The following is a 16,343-nucleotide window of genomic DNA, read 5'->3' on the forward strand; positions in this document are numbered from 1 at the left end:
GGTAAGGCATATATTTATTTCACGCAAAGACGCAAAGTAGCAAAGACGCAAGGAAGATTTAAAAGTAATCCTTGCGTCTTTGCTACTTTGCGTCTTTGCGTGAAATAAGTTACCAGCCAGTACGGCTTTCTTCATTTTTTGCACCCAGATCAAAAGTCAGTGTAAACCGCAGGGTATTAGACAGCGGGTTACGTTGAATCCCTGATCCGGAGGGTACGAGGTAAGAGAAATTAAGGCCAAAAATATCGTACTTCACACCAATACCTGCTGTAAAATATTTACGGTTGCCTTTGTATTTATTTTCATTGAAATAACCAGCTCTCACAGCAAACTGCTGATTATACCAGTATTCCATACCAATGGAGTACATCAGTTCCTGCATTTCTTCCTTGAAGCCGCCCGGCGCATCTCCAAAGGAACTAAACATTCCTTCCAAAGCGCTTTTGTTCTTATAATCACCAGCAGAATCCGGTGTTGGCACCAGCAATTTATTGATGTCCAGGGAAAAGGTCAGCTGATTGGCTTCATCCAATGACGTTGTATATGCTGTACCAATTCCAAAATTGGTAGGCAGAAAATCTTTATTCTGTGCAGAACTGGTATAAGAAATCTTAGTTCCGATATTGGTAATAGCCAGTCCTATGTTGAGTTTATTTACCAGACCGTTATCTTTCTCAAAATCTTTGGTATAAAAGCCGGAGATATCTGCTGCGAAAGCCTTACCAGGTTTAATAACAGTACTATTAACCGTTTGTCCACCAGCCAGGTTGGAATAAATATACCGTGCGGTTAATCCTATGGAAAAGTGATCAGACAATTTACGGGCGTAACCTGCGTCCAGTGCAAATTCACGGGGCCGGAAATCGCCATTGGGCTGGCCGGTAACATCTGTAAAATTGATAGTACCTAAAGAGAAATAGCGCAATGATCCTGATATAGCCTGCTGCTCATCCAGTTTGGTATAGCCACTTAAGGTAGCCAGGAATACGTCATTCACCAGTTCTTTCAACCAGGGCGTATAAGTTACTGCAAGGCTGGAATTTTTTTCTGCAAAAGGCAATTTAGAAAGGTTCCAGTAGATAGAAGAGGCATCCGGTGCTATGGCTAAACCCACATCTCCCATGGCACCACTGCGCGCATCCGGCGTGATTCGTAGAAACGGAACAGCTGTATTGATCGTATTTGTACGACCATCAATCTGGCCAGTGTTTATCTGAGCTGAGGTTTCAAAACTAGTGAAAGAACCGTAAATGAACACAAGGCCCATTGTTACCTTTCGGATCATGCAGAATTCGTATTTGATAAGGATGTAAAAATAATCTTATTTATTAATATAATACAGAAACAGGGGGTTTATTAGGGACAACGATAAAATTAATCTTTTATGCATAGGTCATAATAACACTAATTTACCACCCTTTATCCTTGTATTGCCGTTACCTGCAATAGTTAGTCTGTAAATATATAGTCCTGGTGACAATTTTGCTCCCGCGTCACCACGACCATCCCAGGGCATTCCATCAAAACGGCCAGCCGTTGAAATTATTGTGCTACGCATTGTTTTGACAAGTCTTCCGTCTAAAGCAAACACCTGTAGTGTTAGCTGTAGCTGTACTCCCTGCTGATTGTGCAAAAAAGTAAAACGTGTTATATCATGAAACGGATTGGGATAATTACCTACCTCCTCCACAGCCAGTATATCCGGTTCTGCCACTTTGAAATGTATTGTTGCGCCAGCAGCGTTATTGTAGGTATCCCATGCTTTTATAGTAATCTGATGTTCTCCGGTTGACAAACCACGTAAAGGAAACAATATACTTCCTCTTCGATAGCTATTCAAAGATGCTTCAAAATAATCATTTAACACAAAATATTCTGAGTTGTCCAGAATAGCTATTATCTGGTAACTACCGCTGTTTCCTGAAATATTAATACCGCTACTATCAGCCAAATCCACTATCAGCAAGGGGTCGTGACCAGTAATATCCCCACTCCTGAAATTACGCTTATCCAGCCATGCTGCTATAGCCGGACCGGTAGTGTCTGCTACAGCCTCAGCAGCTAAGCCACCTGTAGTAAAATTATTAAAATAACCATTACCATCCTGTGTATCGTTATTGGTATAATAACTGATTTTGCCATTCCCTTCTCCGGGGTTAAGGTCTTTGGGCACTACAAAAGTAACCGTAAACTGTCCGTTAGTAACCGTTTGCGTACCCTGAAACAGGGCATTGCGTTGCAAGGAATAAGCAGCTACCTGGCTCTGAGGGGTATTGCCACGTGTTTTCTGATCTGATGGCTGATCATATACGGTGGTAAACAGGGTCCCATTGTAATCTGTTACGGCATTACCCTGCGCATCTGCTATATGTCCCTTTATAGTATAGTGTCCCAGCCCTTTTAGTGTATCCCTGCCCGTTAATACCGATCTTCCATTAATCGTATCGGTGATCACCCGGTATTGCGGGAAAGCAAGTGTTAGCGCAGGATCACCCAACAGCTGGAACTTACGGTTATTGATCACATCACCGGAGCTACTGTAGGTAATGTTTTTCGCCAGCCGTGCAGCGGTGCCCAAAGCAGGCATGGTGCTGTCTGCCTGTGGCGTGAAGGCCGTCTTCAGGTAATTGGCATTCATCACTTGGTTAGAATAGGCAAATACCGCACGGGTAGTGGTCATAAGCGCAATAGCGCCTCCATTGTTTTGCAGCAATACCTTATGGCCCAGCGAAGTAATGCCAGGATCATCAAAAGGGGCAAAATCACAGGTGGCGGTAATAAACAAAGGAAGTTTGTTTTCGTTATGCCATGCAGCTGTGCTACCGGCATCTATCACCGTTTCTTCTGCCAGCCGGGAGTTGCTGCCATGACCACTGTAATTCAATATCAACGTACCTCTGTCTATCCTGCTGTCAATTGCTTTATTTACTTCCGGCGACCTGGTACCGGTAGGCTCCACTACCTGTGGATAAGCATCCAGGTATATTTTATCAATATTCAGGAGATGATTATTTTTTTCGATAATACTACTCATCATCTCTGCCGCATTAAAGTGCAGGTTATTATCTCCATCATCTGCTAAAAAAGTAACCTGGTTACGCCAGGCACCAAAAGTAGCAGACTGCCGGTAACGGATGATCTTATTTACCGCCAGGGTAGCTTCATCCAGGTTGCGTGCGGGTATTCTCCCAATGCCAATGTCCAGCAGGTTGGGAATATCTGTGCGGGTAATATCTCCCTGATCATTCAATATTCCGAAGTAATCGTCTGATACATAGGAACGGATAGCGTCCAGTGATGCATCACTTTGCCAGGAAGGAACATCATTGGTGTTATTTTTTACCCGTTGCCGGTAATCATACGAGGCAGCGCCAAACAGCAGCAGGTAGCGGGGTGCTGGTCCACGATCGTAAAACATTTTAACGTAATCGCGGATAGCAGTGGGGTCCGGTGAGCCGGAAGCAAATTCATTATATACCTGGTCCATAGTAGTTACCTGTACAGTGAGCTGATCCTGTGCCCGGTGCCAGGCAGCGAGCCTTTCTGCCTGTGAACGCAGCGCTGTGGTAGTAATGATGATCATATCGGCGCTGCTACTTCCATGCAGGTCCTGGTTGGGTACTTTACCTATGGCTGCGGGACTTCCGGCATCACTGCTGTTAAAGGCCAGGTATTCATGCAATTGCTCATTTTTACCCGTAAACAAAAGGGAATCGCCCTGCAGTACTGTGTTTACGGCTACCGGATGTAAAGCATCCGTTACATCCCATATTTTCGTTTGTGCCTGTACGTTATGAATGACATAACTGGTATTTTGTCCGCTTCCCACGTAAACGCTGCTACGAAAATCCAGCGGACCGGCAGCCGGCATTACCAACGGGCACCTTGCCTGCACTTCCAGGTAGTCCAGCCATCCGTGGTCGTTGATGTTTCCCTGTGCAAAATCCACTCCTATCACTAACTGCGATTGATTGGCAACAGCAGTACCCGTAGCAGCAGCGGCGGTAGCCACTCCTTCAAATATATTGTCTGTTACCGGCAACAGGTATATGTTACCGGCGGCAGCATTATTGACTGTTACATTAAAATTACATCCGCTGCTGCTGCGGGCAGCAGCCCGTATACTTACTGACACGGGGCCAACCGGAGCTGCGGGCAACGTAAAATTATAGGTACGGCTAAGCCCCAACACTTTACTAAATTCCTGTCCCCACCATTGTTTACCGCTGTTCAGGAAATTAAGGCTATCCCGCTCATAGAAGGCGTGGTAATCAAACGTATATTCCGGAACCCCAGGCTGCAGAAAACTATTATCTGCTTGTACCCGTACACCATCTTCATCTGTATTAATATAATACCAGGCGGTATCGCTATATAGGTTGTACTGATGCGTAAACGTTTTCCAGGTGCTGTTAAAATCCCAGCGATGCGGACCTGGTGCATAAAAAAGCATATAGTCATTCCCGTTAAGGTACCCATCCCCCCCGTCTGCTGCATATAGTGCTACCTCAGGCAGGTCGTCGTAACGGGGAGTGCTGTTAGGCTCCCCCAATAGCTGTCCTCCGTTGCCAAACAGCCTGATTTTAGCGGACAATAATTGTTGGGTATTAATGCCCAGGTTATTAAGAAAAGGAATATCTATTTTATAGATGCCGGGCGCGGTGATGGCCAGTTTATACCAGCTCCCTTTTGCCAGCACAGAATTATTTTTATAGTGCCGCTGGCCGTTTTGTGCATGAGCACCCTGTTTTCCCCAGGGAAAAATCAGGAGTAGTATTAGGAAAATATAATTGAGTTTCATTATCTTAATCCCTGTTTTTCGGTCCGGTTGATATAGAAAGACCCTTGATCAGCGGGGACGAATGGCAGCAAATTACAAATTAATTTTTTTCGCCATAAAATAAAAAAGAGTACATTTGCGTTTACTGTAAATATACTAGACTAAAGCTGTATCGCATGCGTAGATTAACCTCTTTATCATTGCTCGTAGGTACCAGCGTAATGCTATCCATGAGTGCCTGTCATAAAGACGGCGGGGGACTTTTCGGCAAGAAGAAGCAAGCTTCTTCTGCTACCGGCTGGAACTATAACGACCAGAAAATGGGTGGTTTCAGCGTAGCTAAAAATGTAAACCAGCAAACCGGGCCGGGCCTTGTCTTTGTACAAGGTGGTACTTTTGCAATGGGAGCAACAGAGCAGGATGTAATGGGCGACTGGAATAACATTCCACGTCGTATTACAGTTTCCTCTTTCTACATTGATGAATCTGAAGTAGCCAACGTACATTATCGTGAATACCTTTACTGGCTGGGCCGTGTTTATGGCGAGTCCTTCCCTGCTGTATACCGTAATGCATTACCCGATACCCTGGTATGGCGTAGTGAGCTGGCATACAACGAACCGCTGGTAGAGTATTACTTCCGTCATCCGGCATATAACGACTATCCGGTAGTTGGTGTTACCTGGAAACAGGCTACTGACTATTGTAAATGGCGTTCCAACCGTGTAAACGAAAAACTGTTGATGGACAAAGGCCTGCTTTCCAAAGCAGATGTTACCAGCCAGTCCGACGACAACACCTTTGATACTAAATCCTACACGGCCGGCCTGTATGAAGGTACACCGGGCAAGATGTCTAAAAGTACCAAAGACCAGTTCAAAAACCCGGATGGTACACCGCGTAACGCCGCTTTTGAAGATGGTATTATGTTACCGAACTACCGCCTGCCAACAGAAGCAGAATGGGAATACGCAGCACTGGGTTACATTGGTCAGAACCCCGGTCCTTCCAAAAAAGAAGGTAAACACGGGGAAGAGCTGATCATGAACAAACAGGTGTACTCCTGGGGAACCAACACCAGCGGTTTACGTGATATCCGCCGCGGTACCATGCAGGGTCAGTTCCTGGCCAACTTCAAACGTGGTTCCGGTGATAACATGGGTGTGGCTGGTGGTTTGAATGACCGCGCTTCTATCCCTGGTCCTATCCGCTCCTTCTATCCTAATACTTTCGGTATCTACAATATGTCAGGTAACGTAGCAGAATGGGTACTGGACGTTTACAGACCACTAACCCCGATTGATGGCGATGACTTCAACTACTTCCGTGGTAACAAATTCCAGACTGTTTATCAGAATGAAAATAAAGAGTTTGAAAAAGACAGCCTCGGTCATCTGAAAATGCGTGATGTAACTGATGAAGAAAGTGCTAATCGTCTGAACTATCAGAAAGGTGATGTGATCAACTACCTGGATGGTGACTCCCTTTCACAGGTTGAATATGGTTATGGCATCACCAGTCTGGTCAATGATAAATCTCACGTAGTTAAAGGTGGTAGCTGGAACGACCGTGCTTACTGGCTTTCACCAGGTACCCGTCGCTTCATGCAGGAAGATATGGCTACTAACACTGTAGGTTTCCGTTGCGCAATGGATCGCGTAGGTAGCCCGGAAGGTAACAAGTTCAAAACAGGTAACCTGTTTAAGAAACAAAGACAGAAAAGATAATAACAACCTAAATTATAGGAAGCCCTCTGCCTTTGGCAGGGGGCTTTTTTTGTCTTACTCCCGATTAGGCTGATTAGGATGATTATGATGATTACCCCGATTTTATTTTTTTGATTTAAAGAGATTAGCGAAGATAAAAGCGACTATGCCCGCTTCGATCTTCGCTAATCTCTTTAAATCTTATAAAATCAAAAAAACAAAATCGGGGTAATCATCATAATCAGCCTAATCGGGGAGTAAGACAATTTATTTCCAGAGTTCCAGAATTTCTTCTGTGTGATTCTTTGTATCCGGCTTTTTGATGATGTGTGCAATTACGCCATGCTCATCAATGAGGAAGGTAGTACGAAAGATGCCATCATAGGTTTTACCCATCATTTGTTTCTCACCATAAACGCCATACTGATGAACAACAGCTTTGTCTTCATCTGCAAGTAATGTAAAAGGCAGTTCGTATTTCTCTATAAATTTCTGGTGACTTTGTTCGCTGTCAGTGCTTACACCTACTACGGCATATCCTTTTTTGGTCAGTGCCTGGTAGTTATCGCGCAAGTTGCAGGCCTGTGCAGTACATCCTGGTGTCATATCCTTGGGATAAAAATACAGGACCACCCGCTTTCCTTTAAAGTCTGTCAGTGATACGGTTTTGCCGTGCTGATCTTTTCCTTTGAAAACAGGCGCTTTATCGCCTTCTTTTAAGAGTGCCATATATTAACTTTTAACTGTTAGAATTGTGTTTTATTGATTACCTGACAAACTAATTAACGTCTGAAAGTTAATCTGTAAGTGCCTTCATTTCCTGCCAAGTCCATTACCTTCATCACCAACGTGTGCGTACCTGCCGGACAATGCTCATCAAACGTGTAAGTGAGTACGTTATTTTTACGGGAGAACATCAGCCATTTACCATCCAGCTCCGCGCGGTAGCTTTTAATACCGCTGGCATCATTCATAGCAAACAACAATTTGGTAGCTTTAGCCAGATTAGCGCCAGGCTTTATTCCTAAAGGTGTTACTTTAGGCGCCGTGGTATCCACTTCCAGGTGGAAGTTACCAAATTCACGGAAAGTACCTTTGTACCAACCGTTTTCCAGGGTAGTACCGGAAACACTGCTGCCCAATCCTTCTCTTACCATCACTATTCTTGGCTGCAGATAATCAGGTATATTTCTCGACGGGCGCATACGCAGTGCAAAAAAATCATGCACCGGCACCAGTGGTGTATGCAAACGATAGGTATTGGAATACGCTTTTGCACTGGTAGCGGGTGTTTCCAGGTAGTTGAAACAGATCTTATCGTATAATGCCTGTTCATCGAGATAAAATTCTACCTGGTTATTTTCAAATATATTGCGGGAATCAGGATACATGGCATTAGCACATGTTTTATCTGCTGCATCTGAGCCGGTCTGTTGTAATGCAAATTTCACAGTAGAAGTATTGCCATATGCATCTTTCACCAGCAACTTCACATCATGTATAGTTCCATCTGCCAGGTTGATAGTACCATCCCCTTTGAGGTCGTGGTAAATATCGAGTTCATTACCTGGAAGCGAGAAAACCAGCTGCAGATAAGGACCACCGCCTTTCTTCACTTTATAATCGATGTGTGCATTGATATAACGGGTTTCTTCGTAGCCGATATTGTCCAGCTGGAAGTCTATATCAGGCACGCCGTTGTTTAACATCGTTACTTCGTATATGCCGTAGATGTTAGGTACATTATTCATGCGATCTACTGCGTTAAGCCCCACACCTGCTTTAGCGGCCTTTACTTTAATAACGGGTTGCGTAGTTACATATTCCCCACCTACTTTTTTTACGGGTAGCATCAGTGGTTGTTGTTCATATATGCTTTTCTCCATATCGTAAACAGCGATGCGATATACATCCGGAGCACGGGTATCTGCTATGTTGAAACCAAAGAGTAGCGGGTTTAGCGGCTTTTCGGTTTGGGTATTCCTGATTTCAAAGTGCAGGTGCGGACCTGCAGAGCCGCCAGTGTTACCACTCAGGGCTACAAAATCACCTTTCTTTACCGGAAACATGCCGGGAGGAATAGTCAGATCACTGGCCCAGCTTTCTGCCTGGTATTCCTGTTGTTTTACATATTGCTGCAGTGCCGGAAAAAAGCTGTTCAGATGGGCATATACCGTCGTGTAGCCGTTAGGGTGAGTAATATAGAGTACGTTACCAAAGCCGGTATGTGAAACGCCGATACGGTTTACATAGCCATCTGCAGCAGCATGCACGGGCAGGTTTTCCTTTTGCTGGGTTTTTATATCCATGCCGGAGTGAAAGTGGTTAGGTCGCAGTTCTCCAAAGTTGCCTGCCAGCTCTATGGGAACGTTTAGCGGATTTCTGAAATAGCCTTGCGGGTAGTCCTTTACCGGAATGGATTGCGCCTGTAACAAATGCGGTAGTAAGCAAAATAAACCAATGACTCTCTTCATAGTATGCAAATGTAGGAAAAAGCCGAAAGCAGAAAACATGCTCTTTTTATAGTACTTTAGTTCCCGCAAAACGTTCAATTATACATGTCTATCCAGGTATCAGAACTCAGTAAAGTATATGGCGAACAGCGGGCCGTGGATGCTATTTCCTTTGAATTAAAGAAGGGGGAAATCACTGGTTTCCTGGGGCCCAATGGTGCCGGGAAATCCACTACCATGAAAATGATTACCGGTTTTTTACCACCTACCAGTGGTAAGGCCAGTGTATGTGGTTTTGACATTGTGGAGCAATCGCTGGAAGTACGTAAACGGGTGGGCTATCTGCCGGAATCCAACCCGTTGTATTATGATATGTACATCAAAGAATTCCTGGAATTCATTGCTGGCATACATCAGCTGGGAAAGGCAAGCTCACAGCGGATTACAGAAGTAATCAACCTTACTGGTCTGCAACCGGAGCGCCACAAAAAGATCGGCGCACTTTCCAACGGCTACAAACAAAGAGTAGGCCTGGCTCACGCGCTGCTTCATGATCCGGAAGTGTTGATACTGGATGAACCCACCACAGGCCTGGATCCCAACCAGTTGGCCGATATACGCCAGCTGATTAAGGAATTGGGCGCTAATAAAACAGTGATCCTGTCTACCCACATCATGCAGGAAGTAGAGGCCCTCTGCGACCGGGTAATCATCATTAACAAAGGAAAGATTGTTGCTGACGATAAATTATCAATACTTCAGAAAAACAATGCCGGCAACGGTTACATACAGGTTACCTTTGCGGAACTTACCAGCGAAGCTGAACTGTTGGGAATAGCCGGTGTAACCCGTGTGGTGGCCCGCGAAGGCAATACCTGGCAACTATTTACCAGCCAGGTTGACGATGTGAGAAAAAACCTCTTACAATTTGCTTTGATTAATAACAGGAACATACTTTCTTTGCAGAGCAATTCACAAAGCCTGGAGACTATTTTCCGGGAAATAACGAAAAGCGCTTAGTTTTTTGCTATCAGCATGCAGCTAAAAGCCAGGCCATAAACACTAATAGCTAATAACAATTATAACTTTTGTATTATGAGTATTATTTCAGAAATCCATGCCAGGCAAATACTGGATAGCCGCGGTAATCCTACAATTGAAGTGGATGTAACCACAGAAGATGGCCATTTTGGTCGTGCAGCAGTACCTTCCGGTGCTTCTACAGGTAAACATGAAGCAGTAGAGCTCCGTGATAATGACAAGAGTGTTTACATGGGTAAAGGCGTATTACAGGCCGTTAATAATGTAAACGACATCATCGCTGAAGAACTGGTAGGTTGGGACGTTACAGACCAGGCTGGTATAGATAAACTGCTGATCCAACTGGATGGCACTCCTAATAAAGCTAAGCTGGGTGCTAACGCTACCCTGGCTGTGAGCATGGCTGTTGCTAAAGCTGCTGCTGACGAATGCAATCAACCGCTGTACCGTTACCTCGGTGGCGTAAACGCATTCACCCTGCCTATTCCTTTGATGAACATCATCAATGGTGGCGCGCACGCTGATAACAAAATTGATTTCCAGGAATTCATGATCGTACCGGTAGGTGCAGCTTCTTTCTCTGAAGGTCTGCGTTGGGGCGTGGAAGTATTCCACCACCTGAAATCCGTACTGAAAAAGAAAGGTTACAGCACCAACGTAGGTGACGAAGGCGGCTTTGCTCCTGAAATTCAGAGCAACGAAGAAGCTATCGAAACTGTACTGGAAGCTATCAAAGCAGCAGGTTATGTACCAGGCGAGCAAATTGCTATTGCCCTGGATGCCGCCAGCAGCGAAATGTACGATGATGCTACCAACACTTACAAATTCTATAAAAGCTCTCAGAAAGTAATCAGCAGCGATGAAATGGTTGCTTACTGGACAGAGTGGGTTAATAAATATCCTATCGTTTCTATCGAAGACGGTATGGCTGAAGATGATTGGGCTGGTTGGAAAAAACTGACCGAGTCTGTAGGTAGCCGCGTTCAGCTGGTAGGCGATGATTTATTCGTTACCAATGTACTGCGTCTGAAACAAGGTATTGATCAGGGTATTGCCAACAGCATCCTCGTTAAAGTAAACCAGATCGGTACTGTAACAGAAACTATTGATGCTGTAAACATGGCACATAAAGCCGGTTATACTTCTATCATGAGTCACCGTTCCGGCGAAACAGAAGATACCACTATTGCTGATCTCGCGGTAGCATTGAACTGCGGTCAGATCAAAACCGGTTCTGCTTCCCGTACGGATCGTATGGCTAAATACAACCAGTTACTGCGTATTGAAGAAGCATTGGGCGATGTAGCAATATATCCTACTAATTCAATTAGCGTTAAAAAATAAACCAATTTTAATAATTACGAATTGCGAATTACGAATTACGGATCGAAGCGATCTTCGCTTATAGTCGTAATTCGTAATTATTTTTTGTAAATTGCCTCATGTCATTGCTCAAGTCCATAAAAGTTCCTAAGTATTTAAAGAACAAGTTCTTTATTGCTGTTGCTGCTTTTATAGTATGGATCGCGTTTCTGGACAAGACCAATCTCATGTTGCAATACCAGTTCCAGTCGGAAGTAAACAAACTGGAAACCCAAAAGGAATTCTTTCTCAAAGAGATTAAACAAACCCGCGAAGAGCAACAGGAGCTACTTTCCAGCCCTGAAAAACTGGAAAAATTTGCCCGCGAGAAATATTATATGAAAAAAGATAACGAAGACCTCTTTATTATCACCCCGGCCCCTAAGCAATAAGCCTAATGTCCCCCCTTGCATATCTTAAAAATTTATCTTAAATTAACAATAGATACAGCAATTCTGTCGTTATAATTAAGAACCTATTCTTAGTATTAAAATAATAATGCATGAGTAATTTTACACTTTCTGTCCTGTCAACCCTGTGTCTTGTTACAAAAAGCGATCTCAAACATCACCAGGAAGAACTCTCGTTGACCCGGGAAGAACAAGCATGCTTCGAGGATACCAAAGCCGCCCTTAACACCGTGCGCTTTGCCCCAAGAGCAGCTACTCTTCAGGTAATTTTTGACTACGCCGCTAACAAGCAGGGGCAGGAATAATTAAGAAAAATAACAATTGCGTACTGTGCCTTGCGGTGCGGTTCCTTTTTCATTTTTCTTATCTTTACGGCATGACCAAAAAAGAGCGTTATGCATTTGTACTCAACTACTTTGAGACATATGCGCCCAATGCCGAAACCGAACTCATCTACGACAATCCATACCAATTACTGGTAGCCGTTATCTTGTCTGCACAATGCACTGATAAACGCGTAAATATGACCACCCCGGCCATCTTTGCACAGTACCCGGATGTGTATGCACTGAGCAAGGCTACCTTCGATGACCTTTTCCCATTGATCCGCAGTATCAGCTATCCCAACAACAAAACAAAACACCTCATAGGCATGGCCCAGCTGGTTGTGGAGGAATTCAACGGAGAAATACCTGCTACTGTGCCGGAACTGATAAAACTGCCCGGCGTAGGCCGCAAAACGGCCAATGTGATCACCTCTGTAGTACATCATCAGCCTAACATGGCGGTGGATACACATGTATTCAGGGTATCCGCGCGTATTGGTCTTACTACCAATGCAACCACACCCCTGCAAACAGAATTACAGCTACTGAAAAACATTCCAACAGAGAAAGTACATATTGCACATCACTGGCTTATTTTGCATGGCCGTTATACTTGTGTGGCACGTAGCCCCAAATGCGGTGAATGCGGCCTCAGACCAGCATGTAAATACTATGCACAACTGATTAAAGCCAATTAAATATGCGTCCCTTCCTCACTGCTGCCTGGACAAATTTACTGATGATTAATTTTGAAGCAGATCCTGCCATATTACAATCGTGGCGCCGCTTTTGAAAACATGTTGCAGCAAAATCCTCGCAGCGCTTTGCTGGCAGCGGGTTCAGAGATTGCTGTAATGCCCGGCCGGAAGATCCGCAGCAGCGCCCTGTGAACGTCAAAAGTTTCCTTTATCCATCATTAATTTCAACAGGCATTTGGCAAATTTTATTATCTTAAATGATTCATTAAGATGCAATAAATAAAGCATTAGCCGTTATGAAATCAGCTGTTAGGGTACAACTATCATTCATGATGTTCCTTGAATTTTTCATCTGGGGAGCATGGTTTGTGACATTAGGAACATTCGTATTAAAAAATCTGCAGGACACCAGCGCCACACAGGTGAGCGTAGCATTCCTCACCCAGTCTATCGGTGCTGTGATTGCACCTTTTATTGTGGGTATAATAGCAGACCGTTTTATTGCTGCACAGGTGATACTGGGTGTTATTCACCTGATCGGTACAGCACTGTTATGGATTTGTTCCGGCATGACCACCTTCGACAGCTTCTATCCCGTGCTACTGGTTTATATGATCCTTTACATGCCTACACTGGCATTGGTAAACGCTATTTCTTTCCGTCAGATGAGTGATCCCAGCAAAGAATTTTCCTTTATCCGTGTATTTGGTACCGTTGGCTGGATCATAGCCGGTTTGCTGATAGGATGGCTGCACTGGGAAAAAACAAACAGTCTTGATCTGACCTTTAAAATGGCTGCAGCAGCCTCTTTGCTGCTGGGTGTATTCAGTTTTACGCTGCCTAAAACACCACCATCCAAGAAAGGCACTAAAGTATCTGTTCGAGAAATCCTCGGACTGGACGCCATCCGCATGTTGAAGAACCGCTCCTATCTGCTGTTCTTTCTCTCTTCCATTGCTATCTGTATACCACTGGCATTCTACTATAACTTTACCAATCCCTTCCTCAATGAAATAGGGATGGACGCTGCTGCCGGCAAACAATCTATGGGGCAAATGTCTGAGTTCCTGTTCATGCTGGTGATGCCGCTGTTTTTTGCCAGGCTGGGCGTAAAAAAGATGCTGGCATTAGGTATGCTGGCCTGGGTAATACGTTATACCCTGTTTGCTTACGGCAATATCGATACTAACTACTGGATGCTGATTGTGGGTATTGTGTTACATGGTATCTGTTACGATTTCTTCTTCGTAACAGGGCAGATCTATACCGATAAAATTGCCGGAGAAGAATTTAAAAGTTCTGCGCAGGGCTTTGTTACGCTGGCTACTTATGGCGTAGGTATGCTCATAGGTTTCCTTATTTCCGGACCTATTGTAGAAGCATACAAAACCTCCGGTGGCCATAACTGGCAAACCATCTGGCTCATTCCTGCCGGAATTGCCGGAGCAGTACTGGTATTGTTTATGTTATTTTTCAGAGATAATAAGGTAGATAAAAATACAGTTGTAAAACATTAACCTGATTTTGTATGGCAAAGATAGCAATGCTTGGTTCGGGCTTTATTGCGCGGTTTTATTCAGATTCGTTGCAGGGGCAGCGTAGTCGCGATAAAATTGTGAGTGTGTATTCCCGCCGGGAAGAAAGTGCAAAGAAATTTGCGGCTGATTATAATGTAGCCCACTGGACATTGGATATGGAAGCAGCCGTATCTAATCCGGAAGTAGAAGTGGTATGTGTATCGCTGCCCAACAACCTGCATGAAGCGGCGGTAAATTTATGTTGCAAACATAAAAAAGCGGTGATCTGTACCAAGCCGCTGGGGCGCAATGCACAGGAAGCCAAACGGATGCTGGAAGCGGTTGAAAAAGCCGGCATTTTCCATGGTTACCTGGAAGACCTGGTGTACACACCTAAATTCCTGAAAGCACTCCAAAGTGTGCAGGACGGGGCATTGGGACGTATCCTCTGGGCCAAATCAAGAGAAACCCATCCTGGTCCGCACAGCGAATGGTTTTGGGATAAAGAACAGGCCGGGGGTGGTTGTATACTGGATCTGGGCTGTCATTGCGTAGAAATCGGACGCAACTTTATCGGGAAAGATATCAGACCGGTAGAAGTAATGTGCTGGGCAGATACGCAGGTAAAACCTATTGATGCAGAAGATCATGCTATTGGTTTGGTGAAGTATGAAAACGGGGCTATTGGCCAGTTTGAGGTAAGCTGGACTTTCCGTGGCGGCCTGGATTTGCGCGATGAAGTAATGGGTACGGAAGGCACCATCTGGCTCAATAGTTTTTTACGTACCGGCTTTGATATGTTCACTACCGGCAAAGGGGCCGACTATGTAGCAGAAAAGGCGGAAAGTAACACAGGCTGGCTGTTTCCGGTAGGCGATGAACTCAATGAATTGGGGTACAATCATATGTTTACCGACATGTTCAATGCCATGGAAAATGGTAAAGAAGCACGGGAAACCTTCTATGATGGTTATGTAGTAAATGCTATTCTGGATGCAGCTTACAAAAGTGCAGCTACCAAGCAATGGGAGCCGGTACAGCTGGAAGTATGGCGTGGACAGGAAGGTGTTACTAAAACTAAAACCCTGACTGACTACAATGATCAATACTACCTGGTGAAGGAAGAGATGACGCATTTTGGTGTGAAGAAACTGATACTGAAGGATAAGGTATCCGGGCAGATTATTGAGCAAACCGTATAATGCCTGAACCAGGATTAAATGGATTGAATGGATTACCCTGATGGACGTTTTAATGTTTTATTTTATTAAGTAGATATGTGCAAATATCTCTGCTTACATCTTCGGCACCCATCAGGGTAATCCATTCAATCCGTTTAATCCTGGTTCTAACTGACTTTTACAAAAATAGCTTTCCCAAATGTATGGTTCACCTCTACCAGCACTAACGTCCCGTTTTCGTATTTAAATACGTTCTTTTTCCCCTCCGGCAGGATCAGTTCATACACACCCCCACCGATGGATTTAAGCGGCAAAAAACGCCCTAATGTTTCAGAAAATACACGGGTGACCTGTTTAGGTTCAACAAAATAAAGGTCTGCTACACATTCTTCTATTTCTGCGTTATCAATAACAGATTTTTCACCATTAACAACTACCGCATATTCCTTTCCGTTGCGGCGCGTGGTTGTTTCCTTATCTTCCCCGTTCTTTCCTGATATACGGGAAGATTTAGCTGTAGTAAGCACATTATTATTGTATTCATTAATGATATCACTGTTTATTTTAGACAGCATTATCTGGATACGTGTTTTAATAACAATGTTTTTAGCCTGACCACTCACTTTACGATTAGCTTCAATTGTACCTACTGCATGGTTGGCTATCCGTACTTCAAAAGTATTCGTCTGGGCATGCGAAGGCAGATACAATACAGCCGCCGTTATAACGCTAAACAATACACGAAAAAGGCTCTTCATATTCTTTGACTTAAACTGAAAATATTTCACATGGAGGAGGTAGCTGTAATAGTCCTCCGTGCAGGAAAATACAAAAAATCCTGTCACGAAGGACAGGATTTTTTATTGTGC

General features: G+C 44.2%; 14 protein-coding genes. 9 read left to right on the forward strand and 5 right to left on the reverse strand.

Annotated features, from left to right (window positions below; genetic code table 11):
• Positions 1–109 precede the first annotated feature (109 nt).
• On the reverse strand, positions 110–1,285 hold the full coding sequence (porV, locus tag CLV51_RS00885; RefSeq protein ID WP_106526128.1) for a type IX secretion system outer membrane channel protein PorV: 1,176 nt from the start codon (positions 1,283–1,285) through the stop codon (positions 110–112).
• 108 nt (positions 1,286–1,393) lie between these two features.
• Entirely contained in the window at positions 1,394–4,801 is a 3,408-nt protein-coding gene (porU, locus tag CLV51_RS00890) for a type IX secretion system sortase PorU (RefSeq protein WP_106526129.1), read from the reverse strand.
• A gap of 155 nt (positions 4,802–4,956) precedes the next feature.
• On the opposite strand from porU, the gene CLV51_RS00895 reads away from it, so the two are divergent.
• Positions 4,957–6,507: an SUMF1/EgtB/PvdO family nonheme iron enzyme gene (locus CLV51_RS00895; RefSeq protein WP_106526130.1), complete on the forward strand. Its 1,551-nt coding sequence runs from the start codon at positions 4,957–4,959 to the stop codon at positions 6,505–6,507.
• A gap of 246 nt (positions 6,508–6,753) precedes the next feature.
• Here CLV51_RS00895 and bcp read toward each other — a convergent pair whose 3' ends face one another.
• Both bcp and CLV51_RS00905 read right to left on the reverse strand, forming a co-directional pair.
• Complete coding sequence (gene bcp, locus CLV51_RS00900) at positions 6,754–7,215, reverse strand: thioredoxin-dependent thiol peroxidase (RefSeq protein ID WP_106526131.1); 462 nt, start codon at positions 7,213–7,215, stop codon at positions 6,754–6,756.
• Positions 7,216–7,268: 53 nt separating this feature from the next.
• On the reverse strand, positions 7,269–8,960 hold the full coding sequence (locus CLV51_RS00905; protein WP_158266897.1) for a M23 family metallopeptidase: 1,692 nt from the start codon (positions 8,958–8,960) through the stop codon (positions 7,269–7,271).
• 84 nt (positions 8,961–9,044) lie between these two features.
• Between CLV51_RS00905 and gldA the strand changes: the two genes are divergently transcribed.
• The 8 genes from gldA to CLV51_RS00940 all read left to right on the forward strand — a co-directional run bounded on the left by gldA (position 9,045) and on the right by CLV51_RS00940 (position 15,495).
• Positions 9,045–9,959 carry a gliding motility-associated ABC transporter ATP-binding subunit GldA gene (gldA, locus tag CLV51_RS00910; protein WP_106526133.1) on the forward strand — a complete coding sequence of 305 codons (915 nt, stop codon included), beginning with the start codon at positions 9,045–9,047 and terminating at the stop codon, positions 9,957–9,959.
• A gap of 75 nt (positions 9,960–10,034) precedes the next feature.
• Positions 10,035–11,324: a phosphopyruvate hydratase gene (gene eno, locus CLV51_RS00915; protein ID WP_106526134.1), complete on the forward strand. Its 1,290-nt coding sequence runs from the start codon at positions 10,035–10,037 to the stop codon at positions 11,322–11,324.
• Positions 11,325–11,422: 98 nt separating this feature from the next.
• Positions 11,423–11,734 carry an FtsB family cell division protein gene (locus CLV51_RS00920; protein ID WP_106526135.1) on the forward strand — a complete coding sequence of 104 codons (312 nt, stop codon included), beginning with the start codon at positions 11,423–11,425 and terminating at the stop codon, positions 11,732–11,734.
• Positions 11,735–11,844: 110 nt separating this feature from the next.
• Positions 11,845–12,057, forward strand: a complete 213-nt coding sequence (locus CLV51_RS00925) for a hypothetical protein (protein WP_106526136.1) — start codon at positions 11,845–11,847, stop codon at positions 12,055–12,057.
• Between the two features lie 71 nt (positions 12,058–12,128).
• Positions 12,129–12,776: an endonuclease III gene (nth, locus tag CLV51_RS00930; RefSeq protein WP_106526137.1), complete on the forward strand. Its 648-nt coding sequence runs from the start codon at positions 12,129–12,131 to the stop codon at positions 12,774–12,776.
• Between the two features lie 51 nt (positions 12,777–12,827).
• Positions 12,828–12,968 carry a hypothetical protein gene (locus tag CLV51_RS28990; protein ID WP_158266898.1) on the forward strand — a complete coding sequence of 47 codons (141 nt, stop codon included), beginning with the start codon at positions 12,828–12,830 and terminating at the stop codon, positions 12,966–12,968.
• Between the two features lie 104 nt (positions 12,969–13,072).
• Complete coding sequence (locus tag CLV51_RS00935; RefSeq protein WP_106526138.1) at positions 13,073–14,293, forward strand: nucleoside permease; 1,221 nt, start codon at positions 13,073–13,075, stop codon at positions 14,291–14,293.
• An 11-nt stretch (positions 14,294–14,304) separates the two neighbouring features.
• Positions 14,305–15,495, forward strand: a complete 1,191-nt coding sequence (locus CLV51_RS00940) for a Gfo/Idh/MocA family protein (protein WP_106526139.1) — start codon at positions 14,305–14,307, stop codon at positions 15,493–15,495.
• A 146-nt stretch (positions 15,496–15,641) separates the two neighbouring features.
• Here the strand turns inward: CLV51_RS00940 and CLV51_RS00945 are convergent, their stop codons facing one another.
• Positions 15,642–16,319, reverse strand: a complete 678-nt coding sequence (locus tag CLV51_RS00945; RefSeq protein ID WP_106526140.1) for a DUF6134 family protein — start codon at positions 16,317–16,319, stop codon at positions 15,642–15,644.
• Positions 16,320–16,343 lie beyond the last annotated feature (24 nt).

It is taken from the genome of Chitinophaga niastensis (assembly GCF_003014755.1).
In the GTDB taxonomy this organism is placed as follows: Bacteria; Bacteroidota; Bacteroidia; order Chitinophagales; family Chitinophagaceae; genus Chitinophaga; species Chitinophaga niastensis.